The organism is Xanthomonas sp. SHU 308 (genome assembly GCF_000364645.1).
GTDB classification, from domain to species: Bacteria; Pseudomonadota; Gammaproteobacteria; order Xanthomonadales; family Xanthomonadaceae; genus Xanthomonas_A; species Xanthomonas_A sontii.
On record NZ_AQOK01000383.1, the window covers coordinates 1 to 17,111 of the forward strand.

A 17,111-nucleotide genomic window follows, 5' to 3' on the forward strand; every position below is an offset into this window, starting at 1 on the left:
ACCGGCTGGTTCGTGCTGCCGCGCAGCGCCAGCGGCCTGCGCCAGCCGGTGCACGTGCAGGACCTGGCCGACGCGGCGCTGGCGGTGCTGGCGCACCCGGCCACGCACGGGCGCAGCTACGCCCTCGGTGGCGGCGAGACGCTCAGCTACCGTGAGATGGTGCGGCGGGTGCTGGCCGCGCTGCGGCCGCCGGCGCGGCTGCTATCGCTGCCACATGCGGCGTTCGCGTTGGCGCTGACGCTGGCCCACGCCTGCGGCCGCCTGCAGGGCATGAACCGCGCCGCGCTGCAGCGCATGCGCGAGGACCTGGCATTCGACCTGCAACCGGCGCAGCAGGATTTCGGCTACGCGCCGCGCGCCTTCGCGCCGGATGCGGCGATGTTGGGCCTGGAGGCCGGGGACACGGCGCAGCACGGCTGACACGGCGGCGCGTCCTCGCTGGCGCGATGCGAACAGCGCGTAGGCGCGGCGGGTCGAGGAATTCCGGCAGCGCCTGCGTCCGCCTGGCGATGCGCGGTGGTGTTGCTGGCCGCGCTCAGTAGCGCCAGCGCATGCGCCGGTACAGCTTGGCCAGCACCCAGGCCGGGCCGATCAGCAGATAGGTCAGATCGGTGAGAAAGCTGGGGCGGTGGCCTTCCAGCGCATGTCCGATGAACTGCGCGATCCAGGCCACCACGAACACGCCGATCGCCAGCCACAGCAGCCCCGGCAGGCCCAGGTGCGCTTCCAGCAGCCGGCACAGGCAGCCGCAGAAGAAGAACGCCGCCAGCATGCCGTAGCCCAGCGGGCGCGACAGGCGGTTGTAGTACATCCATGCCGCGAACATGCCCAGCGCCGCCCACAGCCCGCTCTGGAACCAGGTGCCGCCGACCGGGATGCACCACAGCAGGGCCACCACCGACCACAGGATCGCCGGCACCGCGACCACGTGGATGCGCTGGTTGGCGGCATTGCGGTGATCGTCGGAATAGCTGGCGAAATAGCGGTCGATCGGGCGCGCGTAGGCGGTGGTATCCATCTTCCCTCCCAGGAACCGCTCCAGCATAGCGCCATCGCCGGCGCGATGCGGAGACACCGGCGTGCGTGGGGCGAGGGACGTCGTGCGGTGCGGTTGCCGGCCACGCGCTCCGGCGGCGACCTGCGATGGCGTTTGGCGGTGCCTGCGGCTGGCGTCCTCGCTGCGCAGAGGGCGGCGAGATGCCGCAATGCTGGGGAACGCAGTGCCGGGGAAAAGAGCGATCGCGCCACACCGGCGCGATCGCTCCATCACGCCTGCACTCAGGCGCGCGCCATACTCCTGTTCGTCTCCTGCTGCTGCTCGCGCTGCACCGTTTCCTGCTGCTGCGCGGACTGGCGGGCCAGCTGCGCGCTGGTCTGCTCCAGCGGCGGTGCCGGCTGCTGCAGGTCCACCACCGCACGGAAGCCCGGCGTGGTCCCGGCGACGAAGGCCTTGTCGTTGGCTACATTGACCTCCTTCAGCTTGTCGGGACTGTCGATCCCGGCCTGCTTGGCCTGCAGCGTGAGGTTGGCCACCGCCTCGTTCGAGAGCTTGGCGTGCGGCGGATTGGCCTTCTCGGCACCGCGATCGGCTTCCGTGCGCATCTTGTCGTACAGCGGCGTATCCGGATGCCCCGGCTCGCCCAGCTGCAGGCCTTTCGCCGGCTTGGCCTGGGCCTGCTCGGCGGCGGCCAGCCCGGCCCGGGTGTCGCGGCCGACGATGCCGTCCTGGGTGAGGCCGCGCTGTTTCTGGAAGGCGATGACCGCCTCGCGGGTGTGCTCGCCAAAGCGTCCATCCTCGGCCAACGCCTTGCCTTGCGCGTCTCGCACGCCCATGCGGTTGAGCTGACGCTGCAACGCTTCCACTTCATTGCCGCGCTCGCCCTGCTTGAGCAGACCATCGGCCATGGCGACACTCTTGGCGCCGTGGGTTTCTGCAGGTGCGGCGGATGCTTGCCGTGCAGGAACTTCGCCATTGCCATGCAATGGTGCACGAACCTGGAACTCCGGCTTGGGGGTCAACGCGCCCACGATGCGGGTGCCGCCTCCATCCCAGTAGCCGCCTGGGCTAATCGTGACCTCCGCCGGTCCGGTCCTGCCTTGCGAGCCGATGAACTGGATGTTTCCCGCCTCGTCGTACCCCTTGAAGATGCCGATGTGTTGCCCCTTCGGCGAAGAAAACAGCAGCAGATCGCCCTGGTGCAATGAGCCATTGGGTTTGCGTGCTTCCGCCGCGGAGGTGACATCGAAATGCTCGCGCGCATACGGTGTGACCTGCGAGCCATTGAAGAGCTTGGCGGTGGTGAATCCTGCGGCATTCTCGCCCGGTACGTCGTAGCCGGCGTTCTTGAGTCCGCGCCACACGAAGGCCGAACAATCCACGCCAAGGCGACCGTCGCCATCGCCATCGTGCTCCAGGCGGCTGCTGTCGCGCCCGGGCCTGGGATGGTCCGGACGACCGTATTCGTAGTGCCGGCCTTCGTTGAAGAAGTGCTGGTACGCCTCGTTGTAGACCGCCGCGCTGGGTCTATCGGATGTCGCGGGGGCAGGACTCGATGCAGCGGGCGTAGCTGGGGACGTCGGTTGCGCCACGGTCTGTGCCGTGGTCTGAGCGGGTGTTTGGACTGTGACCTCGCCCGCTCGCCAACCCTCAAAGCGCCTGATGCCGTCGGCCAGCGCTTCGCGCTCGCGCTCGCTCATCTGCGCAACCGTTTTATTACGCAGGTCCACGCCTTGGTGGTCGCCCTCCGTGAAAATGGTGGCGGCCTGTTCGCGATGATGCGTGGTGCCGCTGTAATCGGCCTTCGAGTAGCGCGGCAGCATCTGTTCGACCGTGTCGTTGCCGAAGCGTCGCTCCAGCAGTTGTATCTTGGCAGCACGGCCCGCCTCGTAGCTTTCAAAAACAGCATTGCCCCATTGGTCGAGACCCACGACGCCGCGATAGGTGCTCTGCGCTGACTGCAATGCCTCCTCGCGTGTACGCTGGCTGTTGGCTGTTTTGTCTGCGCTGCCAGCGAACTCGAACTTGAGGTTGCCGGGGTTGTTGTTACGCCACGACACCGATCCACCTGATCGGCTGACGGTACTTCCATCGTCCATCTCTACCGTGCGCGTGGTGCCGACGCTGCTGACGAGTCGAGTGATTTTGGGGTCCGACATACCTTGCTCTCCTTGCGAATGGACAAGCACGCGTGCTTGTGGGGACGGTTGCTACATTCCGTTTGAAAACACGTCCAGCGCGCTGGCGCTGACCCAGCCTTGCGCGCAGTTGCCAGCATAGCGACCCGGCGCGGCGACATGGCAGGCATCGCCGCTTGCACGGGAGGACCACTGGATCGGGCGGTCCCCATACTGCTGGCATAGCGCATTGCCCTTGCATTGCGCAACGCTGTCTGCCGGAATCGCGACGACGTAGTAGTACATAGGATTTTGGCCGGCGCGGGCGATGCCTTGGACACAAACGAGTTGCCCTTGCGAGAAAGTGGCCCTCGGTGCGGCATGGCTCCCCGTGGTCGGCACGACATTCAGCGCAGGCGTGCCCTTGGCGTTGGCAACGCCTGCGAAGAATCCCTGCGCGCCACAGTCTGCGGTCAGTTCGACGTCGTAGTAGTCGCCCGCGTCCAGATTGCCTGCCGTGCAGTTCCGTGCCGTCTTGCTGTCTTCGCATTGCACGCCGCTCGACTGCAGCAGTTGCTGTACTTCGTCGTTCGACGTGGCGTCCGCAACTGGGGCTGCGGCGGGAGGAGCTTTGGCGGGCGCGGGGTCGGTTGCGGCCACGGCGGCAGGGGCAGCGGATTGGCCGTTGCTGCATGCGCTCAGCGCGAGTAGCAACACCGAAACGGCAGGCCACACAACGCGATTGCTGAGGCGGCGGGAAGGACGGGACGAACGCATCTTTACCTCACGTGCGAGCAGGATCGCCGAAATGTAACGCTGGAGTGATACAGCTTGGTGAAGGAAATGAGGGCTGAGGGAGTGCCCGCGCCATGCGGCCAGAGCGCGTCGGTTACACGGCCTGATCGTCTACGCGAACCAGCGTCCAGCACGGCTTCTGCGCGAACTGGTAGACCTGCTGGTCGCTGGTATCGGGCGTGCGCACCAGGACCTGCCGGCCCTCGGCGTTCTGCGTCACCACGACCTCGCGCCCGCCCTTGCGGGCTGCCTCCAGGTTCGGGATCACCGGCCATTCGACCTCGGCCAGGGGCACGTTGCGGGTCACCGGCGCCGGTTCCGGCTGCGCGTCCGGGTCGATGTGGATCATCGTCAACGGGTTGGCGGTCGCCTTCTCCTGGACCGCGATGTCGGCGCTGAAGCGCTTGAGGAAGGCATCGAAATCGGCGTCCTGGCAACGCGGGGCGGCTGCGGCGGCTGCGGTCTGCGCGGGCGCGGCCGTCGCCGCGGCCACCGTGGAGCCAGCCGGTTGCGCCTTGCACGCGACCAGGGCCGCGGCCAATGCCAGGGACGTCAGAATGGGGCGTGCAATAGCCAACGGATCCTCCTGATCGGGTCGGGCGGGCAATCGCCCTTCGGGCGGGTGAGTTTAGTTCACCAGGATCATCATGTCGTGAAGCCGGCGCTGGGTGTTGCCTTGGCATCGACAGCGCCCAATGCCAGGCCTGCACGCCGCCGGCTCGACCCGCTATCACGCGCCTTGTGCTTCGCCACGGATTACAGTCCGTTCGCGAACACATCCAGCTTCTGCGATTGGATCCATCCCTGCGCGCAGTCGCCGTCAGGGCGGGCATTGCCTGCGATGCTGCATTGTCGGCCCTGCTTGCGCTGCGTCACGAAGTCGACGCGACGCTGGCCATACTGCTTGCAGATCGCCTTGCCCTGGCATGCGCTGACGCTCGCCGGTGGGATGGCGACGACGTAATGGTAGGCCGCGTGTTGGCCCGCGCGCGCGGTCGCCAGGATGCAGACGAATTGCCCATCGGACAGCGTGGCGGCGACCTGTGTGTTGCTGCCGGTGACGGGCAAGGCATCCAGAAGTGTGGCATTGCGTTCGGCAACGCCTGCGAAGTTTCCGTCGGCGTCACAGCGTGGGGACATCTCGACGTCGTAGAAGTCGCCAGTGTCCACGTTGCCCGCCACGCAGCCGCTTCCCTCGGCCGCATGTTCGCAGCGAAGGTGCAAGGACTTGGCCAATGCTGCAAAGCCATCGTCCTGGCGGGCAGGGGACGATGGTGTGGATGCGCCAATGGATTTGGCTCTGTCCGAAGACACCTCCCCGGCGGATGCGTCGGCAATGGCGCTTGCGGTAGGCGAGGCGTCAGCCTGCCAAGGGCTGCAGGCAGTCAGCGCCATGGAAAGTGCGAGTGCGGCAAAACAGCGGGGCGAACTGGCCAACGTCTCCTCCTGATCGGGTCGGTCAATTACTTGCGCGTGTGCCCGAGTCCAGTCGGGCAGGAGCATCTTGTCAGGAGCGGCCGGGCGGCGTCCGATGACCAAGGCGGCCGCCTTACGCGACCACCCTCACGCGCCGGCGCATCCCGGCGCACGACCACACTCAGTCGACCGAAATCCCCGCCAGCCGCTGCAGCGCTTCGGCGTACTTGGCGCGGGTGCGGTCGATCACCTCCTGCGGCAGGCGCGGGCCGGGCGCGGTCTTGCCCCAGTCCAGCGCCTCCAGGTAGTCGCGCACGAACTGCTTGTCGTAGCTCGGCGGGCTGGTCCCGACTTCGTACTGGTCGGCCGGCCAGTAGCGCGAGGAGTCCGGGGTCAGCACCTCGTCCATGATGTACAGGCGCCCGTCGGCGTCGGTGCCGAACTCGAACTTGGTGTCGGCCAGCAGGATGCCGCGTTCGGCGGCGAAGTCGGCGGCGAAGCGGTAGATGCGCAGGGTGGCGTCGCGCACGCGCTCGGCCAGTTCGGCGCCCACGGTCTTGACCATGGCGTCGAAGTCGATGTTCTCGTCGTGATCGCCCACCGCGGCCTTGGTCGACGGGGTGAAGATCGGTTCGGCCAGCTTCTCGGCCTGGCGCAGGCCGTCGGGCAGTTCGATGCCGCTGACCTTGCCGGTGCGCTGGTAGTCCTTCCAGCCGCTGCCGATCAGGTAGCCGCGGGCGATGGCTTCCACCGGCACCGGCTTGAGCTTGCGGGTCACCACCGCGCGCTTGGCGTACAGGGCTTTGTCCACGCCCTCGGGCAGCACCGCGGCCACGTCGATGCCGGTGAGGTGGTTGGGCATCAGGTGCTCGGTCTTCTTGAACCAGAAGTTGGAGACCTGGCACAGCATCTCGCCCTTGCCCGGGATCGGGTCGGGCAGCACCACGTCGAAGGCGGAGAGGCGGTCGGTGGCGACCATCAGCAGGTAGTCGCCGGGCGGCGCGTCGGCCGGCAGGCGCTCGCGGGGAATATCGAACACGTCGCGGACTTTGCCGCGGTGGCGCAAGGGCAGGCCGGGCAGATCGGATTGCAACAGCGTGGTGGACACAGGCACTCCTACGGACTTCGCAATGGCGACCGTCCCGGGACCCGGCGGGCCCGCGGCGGACGGCGGGCCGCGTAGTGTACGGCCGGAATGCCCCGCTGTGCCGTAAAATGGCCGGCCCTGACGCCGCGCCCGCCCTTGCCCCATGCCCTGGTACGGAAAACTGCTCGGCGCCATCGCCGGGGCCCTGCTGCTGCGGCCCACGCCGGTGCTGGGCGCGTTGATCGGGCTGCTGATCGGGCACGCCTTCGACGCCGACTGGTTCAAGCTGTCCCAGCGCGAGGATCCCTACCGGGAACTGGGCCTGACCCGCGACGCTACCGACGCCGAGATCGAACTGGCCTATCGCCGGCTGATGTCCCAGTACCACCCCGACAAGGTCGCCAGCGCCAGCCCCGAGCTGCGCGCCCGCGCCGAGAAGAAGGCCAGCCAGCTCAACACCGCCTACGACCGTATCCGCACCCTGCGCAAGCGCTGAGATCCCGCCATGTCCGACTGCATCATCTCCCCGTCCATCCTGTCCGCCGATTTCGCCCGCCTCGGCGAGGAAGTGGATGCCGTGCTGCGCGCCGGCGCCGACTGGATCCACTTCGACGTGATGGACAATCATTACGTGCCGAACCTCACCATCGGCCCGATGGTCTGCCAGGCGCTGCGCAAGCACGGCGTCACCGCGCCGATCGACGTGCACCTGATGGTGGAACCGGTGGACCGGCTGATCCCGGATTTCGCCGAGGCCGGCGCCAGCATCATCAGCTTCCATCCCGAGGCCAGCCGCCACGTGCACCGCAGCATCCAGCTGATCAAGTCGCACGGCTGCAAGGCCGGCCTGGTGCTCAACCCGGCCACCCCGGTGGACATCCTCGACTGGGTGCTGGACGACCTGGACCTGGTGCTGGTGATGTCGGTCAACCCGGGTTTCGGCGGCCAGACCTTCATTCCCTCGGCGCTGGACAAGCTGCGCGCGATCCGCGCCCGCATCGACGCCAGTGGCAAGCCGATCCGGCTGGAGATCGACGGCGGGGTCAAGCCGGACAACATCGCCGCGATCGCCGCCGCCGGCGCCGACACCTTCGTTGCCGGCTCGGCCATCTTCAATGCGCCGGACTACGCCGAGGTGATCACGCAGATGCGCGCCGCGGTGGCGGGGCGCTGAGATGGCGGCGCTGCACATCCGCCCGGCGGTGGCCGACGATGCGGCGCTGATCCTGCGCCTGATCCGCGACCTGGCCCGCTACGAGCGCGCCGAGGACGCGGTGCAGACCGACGAGGCCGGCCTGCGCGCCAGCCTGTTCGGCGCCGATGCCCGCGCGCAGGCGCTGATCTGCGAGGCCGACGGCCAGCCGATCGGCTACGCGGTGTACTTCTACAACTACTCCACCTGGCTCGGCCGCAACGGCCTGTACCTGGAAGACCTGTACGTGGACCCGGCGCACCGCGGGGTTGGTGCCGGCAAGGCGCTGCTGCAGCATCTGGCGCGGCAGGCGGTGGCCGAGGGCTGCGGCCGCTTCGAATGGTCGGTGCTGGACTGGAACCAGCCGGCGATCGACTTCTACGAAGCGGTCGGCGCCCGCGCGCAGGACGAGTGGACCGTGTACCGCCTGCAGGGCGAGGCGCTGGCCAGGTTCGCGGCCGGCTGAGCGGCGCCGGACGGCCAAAAGAAAAGAACCGCACCGTCGCCGGTGCGGCCCCTGGGAGAGAAATCGGAGGCTGATCCTGCCTCCATCCGTCTTCCTTGCTATGGCCTTCCATGTTCCGGACGCACGGTGACGTGCGTATGACAGTGCACCCGCCTGGATTCACGCATCGCGCATGCCGCGCCCGTTAGCCTGGGCGCCTCACCCCGGGATGGTTCGCATGGCTGCAGCGCATTGGCGTCTGATCCTCAACGGCAAGTCGGCTAGCGACGAGGCGTTGCGCGAGGCGGTCATGGCCATGCGTACGCGCGGCGTGGCGCTGCAGGTGCGGGTGACCTGGGAGCAGGGCGATGCCGAGCGCTACGTGTCCGAAGCGGTGGCCGATGGTGCTGCGTGCATCGTCGCCGCCGGCGGCGACGGCACCCTCAGCGAGGTCGCCACGGCGCTGGCGCATCGCCAGGAACCGGGCGACGCGCTGCCGGCCCTGGGGCTGGTGGCGCTGGGCACGGCCAACGATTTCGCCACCGCGACCGGTATCCCGCTGCCGCCGCTGGAGGCACTGGAACTGATCGCACGCACGCCGGCGCTGCCGATCGACCTGTTGCGCATCGAGGCCGAGCACGGCCCGCACTGGTGCGCCAACGTCGCCAGCGGCGGCTTCGGCACCCAGGTCACGGTGGAGACCGACGAAGGCCTGAAGAAGATGCTCGGCGGGCTGGCCTACCTGGTCACCGGCATGAGCCGGCTGGGCCGGATCGATCCGATCCGGGCCCGCTTCGAAGGGCCGGACTTTGCCTGGGAAGGCGATTTCATCGCGCTCGGCCTGGGCAACGGCCGCCAGGCCGGCGGCGGCCAGGTGCTGTGCCCGGACGCGCTGCTCGACGACGGCCTACTCGACCTGACTCTGGTGCCGGAGCTGACCGGCGAGGTCGCCGCGACCCTGGGCACCTTGGTCACGTCAGGCAAGCAGGCCGCGCTGGAGCGGGTGGCGGTGCGCGCGCGCCTGCCGTGGCTGCGGATCGAAGCGGCGCAGCCGCTGACCCTGAATCTGGACGGCGAGCCTGAAACCTCGCGCCACTTCCGCATCGACTGCGTGCCCGGGCGCCTGCGCATGCATCTGCCGCCGGACTCGCCGCTGCTGCAGGCGCCAGAGCGCTAACCGCAGGTCGAGGGCCAGCCCGAAGGCCGGCGCCCATGTGGAAGGGACTTCAGTCCCGACGCGCTGTCCTTACCGATCTCCGCAATACCGCGCTCGGTCGCGCCGTGGCAGGACGAACACGACGGATCACGGATGGGTGCGATGCGCGCCGAACAGCGCGCCCGAAGTCATGCGCCGCCTCCTGTGGGAGGGACTTCAGTCCCGACGCGACGCCCTCGCCGACCGCTTCCGCACCGCGATCGATTGGTCGCGCCTGCAACCGTTGCCAGTCGCCGCAGTTGCGGTAAAGTAGCCGCCGTGTCCAGCCTGACGACCCCGCTTTCCTTCACTTCCGCTCGCCGTGCGTGGCGATGGTGGCCTGCAGCCGTCGTCCGCCCTGTCACCGAGTCCCGGAAGGAAAGCCGTCTTGATTACCCGCGAGCAGTTCCAGCGCTACGCCGCTGAAGGTCACACCCGCATCCCCGTCGTCCGCGAAGTGCTGTCCGACCTGGACACGCCGCTGTCGGTCTATCTCAAGCTCGCCGACGCCCCGCACACCTATCTGTTCGAATCGGTCGAAGGCGGCGAACGCTTCGGGCGCTATTCGATCATCGGCCTGCCGGTGCGTCGCGTGTACACCTTCCGCGGGCACACCCTGGAGGTGCGCGACCATGGTGAACTGATCGAGCGCCGCGAGGTCGCCGATCCCTTCGCCGAGGTCGAGGCGCTGCGCGCCCAGCATGTGGTGCCCAAGCTGGCGGGCGTGCCCGGCTTCACCGGCGGCCTGGTCGGCTGGTTCGGCTTCGAATGCATCGGTTATATCGAGCCGCGCCTGGCCGGCGCTGTGGCACGCGACGAACTGGACACGCCTGACATCCTGCTGATGCTGTCCGAGGAAGTGGCGGTCTTCGACAACCTCAAGGGCCGCCTGTACCTGATCGTGCATGCCGACCCGGCCGAAGCCGACGCCTGGGAGCGCGCGCAGGCACGCCTGGATACGCTCACCACGACGTTGCGCCAGCCCGGCGCCGGCTACCCCGCGCCGCTGGCGCGCGACGTGCTGGACGAGAGCGACTTCGTCTCCGGGTTCACCCGCGAGGGCTTCATCGCCGCGGTGGAGAAGTCCAAGGACTACATCCGCGCCGGCGACATCTTCCAGGTGGTGCTGAGCCAGCGCCTGAGCGTGCCGTTCACCGCGCGCCCGGTGGACGTGTACCGCGCGCTGCGTGCGCTGAACCCGTCGCCCTACATGTATTTCCTCGATGTCGGCGACACCCAGGTGGTCGGCTCCTCGCCGGAGATCCTGGTGCGGCTGGAGAACGGCCAGGTCACCGTGCGTCCGATCGCCGGCACCCGGCCGCGCGGCAAGACCCCGGAAGAGGACCAGGCACTGGAGGCGGAACTGCTCGCCGATCCGAAGGAGCGCGCCGAGCACCTGATGCTGATCGACCTGGGCCGCAACGATGCCGGCCGGGTCTCGCAGGCCGGCAGCGTCGCGGTCGGCGAACGCTTCGTGATCGAGCGCTACAGCCACGTCATGCACATCGTCAGCGAAGTCACCGGCACCCTGCTGCCCGGCCTGAGCTACGCCGACGTGCTGCGCGCCACTTTTCCTGCCGGCACCGTCAGCGGCGCGCCGAAGATCCGCGCGCTGGAAGTCATCCGCGAGCTGGAGCCGATCAAGCGCAACGTCTACGCAGGCAGCATCGGCTACCTCGGCTGGCACGGCGACGCCGACACCGCCATCGCCATCCGCACCGCCGTGATCAAGCACGGCCGCCTGCACGTGCAGGCCGGCGCCGGCATCGTCTACGACTCCGACCCGCAGACCGAATGGGACGAGACGATGAACAAGGGTCGCGCGCTGTTCCGCGCGGTCGCCGAAGCGGCGAAGGGGCTGTGAGCGCCGCCGCGCCGCGGATCGGCTTCCGCAACGACTACAGCGAAGGCGCGCATCCGCGCCTGCTCGCCGTCCTGGCCACTGCCAGCGCCGAGCAGAATGCCGGCTACGGCCTGGACCGGCATAGCGCGCGCGCCGCGCAGCTGATCCGTGCCGAGATCGGCTGCGCCGAGGCCGACGTGCACCTGCTGGTCGGCGGCACCCAGACCAACCTCACCGCCATCGCCGCGTTCCTGCGCCCGCACCAGGCGGTGATCGCCGCGGCCTGCGGCCACATCGCCACCCACGAGACCGGCGCGATCGAGGCCACCGGGCACAAGGTGCTCACCGTGGATGCGGCCGAAGGCCGGCTCACGCCGGAGCGGATCGCGCCGCTGCTGGCCGAGCACGGCAACGAGCACCTGGTGCAGCCGCGGTTGGTCTACGTGTCCAACACCACCGAGGTCGGCACGATCTACCGCAAGCACGAACTGCAGGCCTTGCGCACGTTCTGCGACGCGCATGGCCTGCTGCTGTTCCTGGACGGCGCGCGCATCGGCAGCGCGCTCACCGCCGCGGGCAACGACCTGCGCATGGCCGACATCGCCGCGTTGACCGATGCGTTCTACATCGGCGGCACCAAGAATGGTGCCTTGTTCGGCGAGGCGCTGGTGATCCTCAACCCGGTGTTGAAAGCGGATTTCCGCTACCTGCTCAAGCAGCGCGGCGCGCTGCTGGCCAAGGGCATGGTGCTCGGCACACAGTTCGCCGCGCTGTTCGAGGACGGGCTGTTCTACGAACTGGCCGCGCACGCCAACCGCATGGCCGCGCGGCTGCGCGAGGGACTGGCCGCGGCCGGCGCGGAGTTCGCCTCGGATTCGCCGACCAACCAGCTGTTCGTGATCCTGCCCGCCGCCGCGGTCGAGACCCTGGCGCAGCGCTACGACTTCGAGCGCTGGCAGGTGCTGGGCGACGGCCGTTGGGTAATCCGCTTGGTCACCTCGTGGGCGACGCAGGCCGATGCGATCGACACGTTGATCGCGGATTTCGCCGCGCTGATCCACTCCGGCACGCCGCGTGCGGCCGGCTGACATTCTGCCAAGGAGAGGAAGATGAACATTCGTACGCTCGTTGCCTGGGCCTTTGCCGCGGTGCTGGTCTTGCCGGCTGTCGCCAGCGCGCAGGTCAACAGCCTGCCGTCGCAGCCGCATCTGTTGGTGAAGGGGGAGGCGCAGCGCGAGGTGGTGCCGGACAGGTTCTCGCTACGCATCAACCTGCGCGCCGTGGATATGCAGCCCGACCTTGCTCGCAAGCGAATCCAGGCATCGGCGGAGCAGATTCTTTCAGCACTCAAAAGGAATCGTGCCTTGCAGGACAGCATCATGGCCTCCTCTTTGCAGATCCAACCCTCGTATCGCTTCTCGCCGCAAGGGGGAACTCAGGAGTTCGAGGGTACCGAGGTCAAGCGCAGCATTGGTGCCACGTTCCGGTCGCTCGACGATGCGCGCCAGTTCCTAAGCGGATTCAAGACCAGCCGTGAGGTCGAATTGTCTGGAATCCAGACTTCGTACAGCAAGGAGGACGAGATACGTATGCAGCTCAAGCGGGAAGCCGCCGAGCAGACCCGTGTTTCGGCAGAGGGGCTTGCCAAGGCCTATGGCGTTCGTATCCAGGGGCTTTACACCATCTCCGATGTCGCGCCTAGCTTTTCCTATGGTATCCAGGCCGGCACCTGGCCAGCCGCGCGCAACGCCCGCGCCGGCTTTGTGTCCTCTCCAGAGCCGCCGGCGCCAGCCAGCGACGTTGGCGCGATCGTCGACTCACTCGAAGCCGGCACACTCACCCTCTCCGAAAACGTCTATGCGGTCTTCCTGATCGCGCAATGAGTCCTTCGCCATGCTGCTGATGCTGGATAACTACGACAGCTTTACCTACAACCTCGTGCAGTACCTGCAGGCGCTCGGCGCCGAGGTCAAGGTGGTGCGCAACGATGCGCTCAGCGTGGACGAGATCGAGCGCCTGGCGCCCGAGCGCATCGTCATCTCGCCGGGGCCGTGCACGCCGAACGAGGCGGGCGTGTCGCTGCAACTGATCGAGCGGCTGGGCCAGCGCACGCCGATCCTGGGCGTGTGCCTGGGCCACCAGAGCATCGGCCAGGTCTATGGCGGGCAGGTGGTGCGTGCCGGCACCATCATGCACGGCAAGACCTCGCGCATCCGCCACCAGGGCCGCGGCGTGTTCGCCGGCCTGCCGGACCGCTACGAGGCCACCCGCTACCACTCGCTGGTGGTGGAGAAGACCACGCTGCCCGACTGCCTGGAAGTGACGGCCTGGACCGAACACGACGACGGCACCGTGGAGGAGATCATGGGCCTGCGCCATCGCCAGTTCCCGGTCGAGGGCGTGCAGTTCCATCCCGAGTCCATCCTCACCGAGCATGGCCACGCCTTGCTGAAGAACTTCCTGGAGCGCTGAGCGCGCCGCGCGGGCGTCGCCCGCTTCCCGTCACTGCCGGACCCTGCCGATGCACGAGCGCACCGACGCCTTCCACTTCTACGAGCCGGCCAACGGCCACGGCTTGCCGCACGACCCGTTCAACGCCATCGTCGGGCCGCGGCCGATCGGCTGGATCGGTTCGCGCGGCGCCGACGGCGTCGCCAACCTGGCGCCCTACAGTTTCTTCAACGCCTTCAACTACGTGCCGCCGATCGTCGGCTTCGCCAGCATCGGCTGGAAGGACAGCGTGCGCAACATCGAGGCCACGGGCGAGTTCACCTGGAACCTGGCCACGCGGCCGCTGGCCGAGGCGATGAACGCCAGTTCCGCCGCGGTGGCGCCGGAGGTGGACGAGTTCGCGCTGGCCGGCCTGACCGCCGCGCCGTCGCGCCTGATCGGCGCGCCGCGGGTGGCCGCCAGCCCGGTCAGCTTCGAATGCCGGCTCAGCCAGTTGCTGCCGCTGCAGAGCGCACGCGGCGAGCCGATCCAGACCTGGCTGGTGCTGGGCGAGGTGGTCGGCGTGCACATCGCCGAGCACGCCCTGCACGACGGCATCTACGACCCGGCCGCGGTCGCCACCCTGCTGCGCGCCGGCGGCCCGGCCGACTACTTCGAGGTGCTGGCGCAAGGGCGCCTGCGCATGCCGCGGCCGACGCGCTGAGCGCATCACATGCAAAACAGAAAAACAAAAAAACGCATCCAGTACTGGAATTCATTGTCCATGCTTGTCGCCTGCATCTCATTAAGTGGTTGCGGCAATGATCGCTTGCCCGCATCTGTGACTGGCTACAATCACATGAGCGATTGGAGCATCGAGAGATTTACAGTCGACGGCGCAAGTGGACCCAACCTTTCGCCCGAGGAAGGGGGTGGTGGGGGGTCATGTTGTGCGTCCATTCCAAGGCATTGGCATCCGGGAATGAAGGTCAAGATCCAATGGGCCTATGACACTACGCAAAATGGCCCGCAGCCCCCATCGCCGCAAGAAGCAATTGTTGATCTACCCCAATATCCAAGCCAAGGCGGGGATATTCAGGTGCATTTTTATCCAGATCATAAAGTCAAGGTAGTCATTTCGGAATATGGCATTGGACACCCTCTTTACCCCATGAGCGAAGAAGATAAGCGCCCCTGGGAAACCCGAAAAGATCTACTTCTTCCCCAGCTACGAGCAGCTCCTCTCCCATGACCATCACGCCCCAACAAGCCCTGCAACGCACCATCGAGCACCGCGAGATCTTCCACGACGAGATGGTCGGGCTGATGCGGCAGATCATGCGCGGGGAGGTGTCGCCGATGATGACCGCGGCCATCCTCACCGGGCTGCGGGTCAAGAAGGAAACGGTCGGCGAGATCGCCGGTGCGGCGGTGGTGATGCGCGAGTTCTCGCGCACCGTGCCGGTCCTCGACCGCACCCACATGGTCGACATCGTCGGTACCGGCGGCGACGGCTCGCACACCTTCAACATTTCCACCTGCGCGATGTTCGTGGCCGCGGCGGCCGGCGCCAAGGTCGCCAAGCACGGCAACCGCAGCGTCTCCTCCAAGTCCGGCAGCGCCGATGCGCTGGAGGCGCTGGGTGCGGCGATCGAACTGCAGCCCGAGCAGGTGGCGCAGGCGCTGGCGGCGACCGGCATCGGCTTCATGTACGCCCCGGTGCACCACCCGGCGATGAAGGTGGTGGCGCCGGTGCGGCGCGAGATGGGCGTGCGCACCATCTTCAACATCCTCGGCCCGCTGACCAACCCGGCCGGCGCGCCGAACATCCTGATGGGCGTGTTCCACCCCGACCTGGTCGGCATCCAGGCGCGCGTGCTGCAGGAACTGGGCGCCGAACGCGCGCTGGTGGTGTGGGGCCGCGACGACATGGACGAACTCTCGCTCGGCGCCGGCACCCTGGTCGGCGAGCTACGCGACGGCCAGGTCCGCGAGTACGAAGTGCACCCGGAGGACTTCGGCATCGCCATGTCGGCCAGCCGCAACCTCAAGGTCGCCGACGCCGCCGAATCGATGGCGATGCTGCGCGCGGTGCTCGACAACGTGCCCGGCCCGGCGCTGGACATCGTCGCCTTCAACGCCGGCGCGGCGCTGTACGTGGCCGGCCTGGCCGCCGACATCGGTGCCGGCATCGCCCTGGCGCGTGCGGCCATCGCCGATGGGCGTGCGCGGGCGAAGCTGGAGGCGTATGTGGCGTGTACGCAGGGTCTGGTCGGGGCCCGGGACCCGGGACCCGGGACCCGCTAAGCGCAGGGCGTCGCCGATCTGCGGCCCCTCGTCTCGACTCGAGCATGTCGTCGGTTGCACTACTTGCATGGCGGCCCAGGCTGTTGCGGGTCCCGGGTCCCGATCCCTTCTTTACCCCACATCGCCGATAATCCGGCCATCCCCCAGGATTCCCACCGCATGAGCAGCGACATTCTCCGCACCATCCTCGCGCGCAAGGCCGACGAGATCGCCGAGCGCAGCGCGCGCGTGCCGCTGGCCGAGCTGGTCGCCCGCGCCGAGGCCATGCCGCCGACCCGCGGCTTCGCCCGCGCGCTGCAGGCGGCCATCGCCAACGGCGACCCGGCGGTGATCGCCGAGGTCAAGAAGGCCAGCCCGTCCAAGGGCGTGATCCGCCCGGACTTCCACCCGGCCGACATCGCGGTCAGCTACGAATTCGGCGGCGCCGCCTGCCTGTCGGTGCTGACCGACGAGGACTTCTTCCAGGGCCACGACCGCTATCTGCAGCAGGCGCGCGACGCCTGCACCCTGCCGGTGCTGCGCAAGGACTTCACCATCGATCCGTACCAGGTGTACGAGGCGCGCACGCTCGGCGCCGACTGCATCCTGCTGATCGTGGCCGCGCTGGACGACCTGCAACTGGCCGAGCTGTCGTCGCTGGCCCTGCAGCTGGGCATGGACGTACTGGTGGAAGTGCACGACATCGACGAACTGGAGCGCGCGCTGCAGGTGCCGGCGCCGCTGATCGGCATCAACAACCGCAACCTGCGCACCTTCGAGGTGTCGCTGCAGACCACCTTGTCGATGCAGGACGCAGTGCCGCGCGACCGCCTGCTGGTCACCGAAAGCGGCATCCTCGGCCCGGATGACGTGGCGCTGATGCGCGGCGCCGGCGTGCACGCGTTCCTGGTCGGCGAGGCGTTCATGCGCGCCGAGGAGCCCGGCGAGGCGCTGCGCCAGCTGTTCTTCGCGGCATGAGCGGGCAGGCGCCGAGTCCGTACCCGCTGCCGCGCGCCGACGCGCCGCTGGTGGTATTCGATTTCGACCACACCCTGTACGACGGCGATTCCGGCAGCCACCTGTTCGCCTGGCTGATCAAGCGCAATCCGCTGCGCCTGGCCGCCGCGGTGCTGGCCACCCCGTTGCTGGGGCCGCTGGTGGCGATGCTGCCGACCCGCCGCACCGGCATCTCCGGCTACGTCTGGATCGCCAGCTTCGGCCTGCGCCGCGCGCGCGAGTTCAACCGCATCATCGACCAGTACGTGCTGCAGCATCAGGCGCAGATCCGCCAGCGGCTGCTGCCGCAGG

At 68.1% G+C, this 17,111-nt stretch carries 19 protein-coding genes and 1 pseudogene; 14 read left to right on the plus strand and 6 right to left on the minus strand.

What is annotated here, in order from left to right:
• A pseudogene (locus D588_RS0112905) lies at positions 1-420 on the plus strand (nucleoside-diphosphate sugar epimerase); the annotation flags it as partial.
• Positions 421-535: 115 nt separating this feature from the next.
• On the opposite strand, the gene D588_RS0112910 reads toward D588_RS0112905, so the two are convergent.
• The 6 genes from D588_RS0112910 to D588_RS0112935 all read right to left on the minus strand — a co-directional run bounded on the left by D588_RS0112910 (position 536) and on the right by D588_RS0112935 (position 6,433).
• A complete protein-coding gene (locus D588_RS0112910; RefSeq protein ID WP_026143669.1) occupies positions 536-1,018 on the minus strand; it encodes an Mpo1-like protein in 483 nt (160 codons plus the stop codon).
• 260 nt (positions 1,019-1,278) lie between these two features.
• The gene (locus D588_RS28220) at positions 1,279-3,156 is read right to left on the minus strand and encodes a peptidoglycan-binding protein (protein ID WP_198526767.1); all 1,878 of its coding nucleotides are present in this window, start codon (positions 3,154-3,156) and stop codon (positions 1,279-1,281) included.
• Between the two features lie 51 nt (positions 3,157-3,207).
• Positions 3,208-3,774 (minus strand): hypothetical protein, encoded by a 567-nt coding sequence (locus D588_RS26660; protein WP_319019675.1) that lies wholly within the window; start codon positions 3,772-3,774, stop codon positions 3,208-3,210.
• Between the two features lie 229 nt (positions 3,775-4,003).
• The gene (locus D588_RS26665) at positions 4,004-4,450 is read right to left on the minus strand and encodes a hypothetical protein (protein WP_017916274.1); all 447 of its coding nucleotides are present in this window, start codon (positions 4,448-4,450) and stop codon (positions 4,004-4,006) included.
• Positions 4,451-4,665: 215 nt separating this feature from the next.
• Complete coding sequence (locus tag D588_RS0112930) at positions 4,666-5,346, minus strand: hypothetical protein (RefSeq protein WP_232764292.1); 681 nt, start codon at positions 5,344-5,346, stop codon at positions 4,666-4,668.
• A 160-nt stretch (positions 5,347-5,506) separates the two neighbouring features.
• On the minus strand, positions 5,507-6,433 hold the full coding sequence (locus tag D588_RS0112935) for a phosphoribosylaminoimidazolesuccinocarboxamide synthase (protein ID WP_017916276.1): 927 nt from the start codon (positions 6,431-6,433) through the stop codon (positions 5,507-5,509).
• A 142-nt stretch (positions 6,434-6,575) separates the two neighbouring features.
• Here D588_RS0112935 and D588_RS0112940 point away from each other — a divergent pair, with 142 nt between their 5' ends.
• From D588_RS0112940 to D588_RS0112995, 13 genes are all read left to right on the plus strand, one after another.
• Positions 6,576-6,908 (plus strand): DnaJ domain-containing protein, encoded by a 333-nt coding sequence (locus D588_RS0112940; RefSeq protein ID WP_010341396.1) that lies wholly within the window; start codon positions 6,576-6,578, stop codon positions 6,906-6,908.
• 9 nt (positions 6,909-6,917) lie between these two features.
• Positions 6,918-7,586: a ribulose-phosphate 3-epimerase gene (gene rpe / locus D588_RS0112945; RefSeq protein WP_017916277.1), complete on the plus strand. Its 669-nt coding sequence runs from the start codon at positions 6,918-6,920 to the stop codon at positions 7,584-7,586.
• Position 7,587: 1 nt separating this feature from the next.
• On the plus strand, positions 7,588-8,070 hold the full coding sequence (locus tag D588_RS0112950; protein ID WP_017910180.1) for a GNAT family N-acetyltransferase: 483 nt from the start codon (positions 7,588-7,590) through the stop codon (positions 8,068-8,070).
• Positions 8,071-8,287: 217 nt separating this feature from the next.
• Positions 8,288-9,226, plus strand: a complete 939-nt coding sequence (gene yegS, locus D588_RS0112955; protein WP_026143671.1) for a lipid kinase YegS — start codon at positions 8,288-8,290, stop codon at positions 9,224-9,226.
• Between the two features lie 406 nt (positions 9,227-9,632).
• A complete protein-coding gene (gene trpE, locus D588_RS0112960) occupies positions 9,633-11,108 on the plus strand; it encodes an anthranilate synthase component I (RefSeq protein WP_026143672.1) in 1,476 nt (491 codons plus the stop codon).
• Complete coding sequence (locus tag D588_RS0112965; protein ID WP_017916280.1) at positions 11,105-12,175, plus strand: aminotransferase class I/II-fold pyridoxal phosphate-dependent enzyme; 1,071 nt, start codon at positions 11,105-11,107, stop codon at positions 12,173-12,175. The genes trpE and D588_RS0112965 overlap by 4 nt, the downstream gene beginning before the upstream one ends.
• Before the next feature lie 27 nt (positions 12,176-12,202).
• A complete protein-coding gene (locus D588_RS0112970; RefSeq protein WP_026143673.1) occupies positions 12,203-12,970 on the plus strand; it encodes an SIMPL domain-containing protein in 768 nt (255 codons plus the stop codon).
• A 10-nt stretch (positions 12,971-12,980) separates the two neighbouring features.
• Complete coding sequence (locus tag D588_RS0112975; protein WP_017916282.1) at positions 12,981-13,559, plus strand: aminodeoxychorismate/anthranilate synthase component II; 579 nt, start codon at positions 12,981-12,983, stop codon at positions 13,557-13,559.
• A gap of 49 nt (positions 13,560-13,608) precedes the next feature.
• The gene (locus D588_RS0112980) at positions 13,609-14,241 is read left to right on the plus strand and encodes a flavin reductase family protein (protein ID WP_017916283.1); all 633 of its coding nucleotides are present in this window, start codon (positions 13,609-13,611) and stop codon (positions 14,239-14,241) included.
• A 9-nt stretch (positions 14,242-14,250) separates the two neighbouring features.
• Positions 14,251-14,769: a DUF3304 domain-containing protein gene (locus D588_RS26670; RefSeq protein ID WP_081613548.1), complete on the plus strand. Its 519-nt coding sequence runs from the start codon at positions 14,251-14,253 to the stop codon at positions 14,767-14,769.
• The gene (gene trpD / locus D588_RS0112985) at positions 14,766-15,824 is read left to right on the plus strand and encodes an anthranilate phosphoribosyltransferase (protein WP_017916284.1); all 1,059 of its coding nucleotides are present in this window, start codon (positions 14,766-14,768) and stop codon (positions 15,822-15,824) included. The genes D588_RS26670 and trpD overlap by 4 nt, the downstream gene beginning before the upstream one ends.
• Positions 15,825-15,983: 159 nt before the next feature.
• Positions 15,984-16,781 carry an indole-3-glycerol phosphate synthase TrpC gene (trpC, locus tag D588_RS0112990; RefSeq protein WP_017910188.1) on the plus strand — a complete coding sequence of 266 codons (798 nt, stop codon included), beginning with the start codon at positions 15,984-15,986 and terminating at the stop codon, positions 16,779-16,781.
• The coding region (locus D588_RS0112995; protein WP_017913958.1) for a haloacid dehalogenase-like hydrolase at positions 16,778-17,111 on the plus strand (334 nt) is incomplete at its 3' end. The genes trpC and D588_RS0112995, both read left to right, overlap by 4 nt.

Excerpts from the sequence above, each read along its gene's own strand:
- yegS (WP_026143671.1), top strand. The coding sequence starts at position 8,288 with ATGGCTGCAGCGCATTGGCGTCTGATCCTCAACGGCAAGTCGGCTAGC.
- D588_RS28220 (WP_198526767.1), bottom strand. The coding sequence starts at position 3,156 with ATGTCGGACCCCAAAATCACTCGACTCGTCAGCAGCGTCGGCACCACG.
- D588_RS0112950 (WP_017910180.1), top strand. The coding sequence starts at position 7,588 with ATGGCGGCGCTGCACATCCGCCCGGCGGTGGCCGACGATGCGGCGCTG.
- trpC (WP_017910188.1), top strand. The coding sequence starts at position 15,984 with ATGAGCAGCGACATTCTCCGCACCATCCTCGCGCGCAAGGCCGACGAG.
- trpD (WP_017916284.1), top strand. The coding sequence starts at position 14,766 with ATGACCATCACGCCCCAACAAGCCCTGCAACGCACCATCGAGCACCGC.
- D588_RS0112975 (WP_017916282.1), top strand. The coding sequence starts at position 12,981 with ATGCTGCTGATGCTGGATAACTACGACAGCTTTACCTACAACCTCGTG.
- D588_RS0112940 (WP_010341396.1), top strand. The coding sequence starts at position 6,576 with ATGCCCTGGTACGGAAAACTGCTCGGCGCCATCGCCGGGGCCCTGCTG.
- D588_RS0112980 (WP_017916283.1), top strand. The coding sequence starts at position 13,609 with ATGCACGAGCGCACCGACGCCTTCCACTTCTACGAGCCGGCCAACGGC.
- D588_RS26670 (WP_081613548.1), top strand. The coding sequence starts at position 14,251 with ATGCAAAACAGAAAAACAAAAAAACGCATCCAGTACTGGAATTCATTG.
- rpe (WP_017916277.1), top strand. The coding sequence starts at position 6,918 with ATGTCCGACTGCATCATCTCCCCGTCCATCCTGTCCGCCGATTTCGCC.
- D588_RS0112910 (WP_026143669.1), bottom strand. The coding sequence starts at position 1,018 with ATGGATACCACCGCCTACGCGCGCCCGATCGACCGCTATTTCGCCAGC.